At 67.1% G+C, this 1,746-nt stretch carries 3 protein-coding genes; all 3 read left to right on the top strand.

The window, feature by feature from the left end; genetic code table 11:
• Nucleotides 1-675: glycosyltransferase family 2 protein (locus JCM25156_RS25255; RefSeq protein ID WP_407637130.1), on the top strand; the 675-nt coding region annotated here is incomplete at its 5' end.
• A 41-nt stretch (nucleotides 676-716) separates the two neighbouring features.
• Nucleotides 717-1,082, top strand: a complete 366-nt coding sequence (locus JCM25156_RS15730; RefSeq protein WP_025813837.1) for a hypothetical protein — start codon at nucleotides 717-719, stop codon at nucleotides 1,080-1,082.
• Nucleotides 1,064-1,582: a hypothetical protein gene (locus tag JCM25156_RS15725; RefSeq protein WP_025813836.1), complete on the top strand. Its 519-nt coding sequence runs from the start codon at nucleotides 1,064-1,066 to the stop codon at nucleotides 1,580-1,582. Before JCM25156_RS15730 ends, JCM25156_RS15725 begins: the two co-directional genes overlap by 19 nt.
• Nucleotides 1,583-1,746 lie beyond the last annotated feature (164 nt).

Below are 1,746 nucleotides of genomic sequence, written 5' to 3'. Positions count from 1 at the left end.
CGGTCGCGCGGGGGAAATTACCACCTGCGCTGCACCCGCCCGTTCCGCGATCCACAGACAGGCGCGCCGCAACCGGGGGAGGAAGACCGGGTCGCGCGCATGAGCCCCGGCGAACTTGCGCGCGCGGTCGTGACGCGCCAGCAGATCATGACGGATTTCGCCGCGATTGACCGGCGGGCCCAGCCGGGGGTCTATCCCGGTTACGGTCCGCGCAGGCTGTATGAGCTGGAAATGGACGCCCTGCGCCATCAGGGGGATTGCGATGTGCTGTGGGCCGCCGCCGCGGGGGCGAACCAGTCGGTGCCCCGGCGGGCCTTTCTGGAATCCGGCGGGTTCCATCCGGATATTTCGATCAACGAACATCGCGAACTTGCGCTGCGGCTGTGTCAGGCCGGGCTGAGAATGGTGCCCTGCGCCGCGCGCAGCTACCACATGATCCACCGTAGCGGCTGGCGGGATCCGCTGGAGGATCAGGACTGGGAAGCCATTTTCTATCAGGCCCATCCGCGCGTGGACGTGGCGCTGCTGCCCATATTGTGGCGCAGCTCAGCGATACGCAGGGCGTGCACGAGCATGCCCGTATCCTTTCCCTGCCGCAACTATCCGCAATCGCCACGCGTTACCGGACGCTCGATACACCCGACGCCGTGCGTGACGCGTATATGGCGGCCATGAATGTGCCGCCGTCACACCTCCATGGATGAAGGAGTGCCCCGATGACGCAACTCCATATTGCCACCTTCGCCACCGAAAACGAACAGCCGGCCCTGTCCCGCATGCTGGCCCTGCTGGGTGAAAGGCTGGAGGCGGAAGGCGTGAGCATGTCGCACCACGCGGCACCGGACCATGACGCGCTGCGCGATACGTCCGAAGGCAGCGTGCGCATCATCTCCCTGGCCCATGAACTGGCGAACGCACATGTGCCATGGGCGGAGGCGGAGCGCGCGCTTGAACGGCGATGCGCCGCGTTATGCGAGCGCGGCGACCCGGTCGTGCTCATGACGGTCTTCCGCCATGTTGATCCACCCGAAGCGAGGATAACGCCCGCAGCCACGCGCTGCGCGTGCGGATCCGCCGGCTGAATTTCCTGGCGGCCGAACTGTCGCGTCGCCACGGCGTGTTCGTGGCCGATCTGGACCGGATCCTGGCCGATACGGGGGGCGTGCCGCTGCGCACGGATTACCGTCTGGGCGGTGATGCGGCGGTGGAGCTTGCGGCGCAGGGGCTGGCGCAGGTGGTCGTCAACAACGCGCTCGACGCCGTCATGCCGTTCGAGGCGCAGGAGCGTGTCATGGCCGCACTTCTGGCCGCGTGCCCGGTCCAGCGGCATGCGGCGGATGTCCTGCCGCAGGAAGTGATCAGCATGGGGCGCGGACGGCGGCGGCAGATTGTCACCACCATTACCGACACGGTGGATGAAAACCACATGGCCACCATGATCCGGCGCGCGCTGACGGGCCAGATCCCGCCTCGGCAGGCGTTTGAAAAGCTGGTCAGCGCGGTGCGTAAACGGGGGCTGCGTGACAGTATCGACGCCATCACATCGGGTATGTTCCGCCTGTTGCGCGCGAGCGCTCCATGACGCCGGTCGAGATGCTGCGCGGCATGATGCTGATCCGCGCGTTCGAGGATGCGCTGGCACGCCGCAAGGATCATGGATTCCAGCTCCTGTCCTCGGGCGAGGAAGCGGTGGCGGTGGGGCTGGCCTCGGCGCTGGAGGAGGGGGATCAGCTTCTGACGGGGCGG

The organism is Komagataeibacter kakiaceti JCM 25156, from assembly GCF_000613305.1.
The sequence above is the reverse complement of the archived record's forward strand: the minus strand, read 5'-3'. Positions and strand labels throughout refer to the sequence as shown.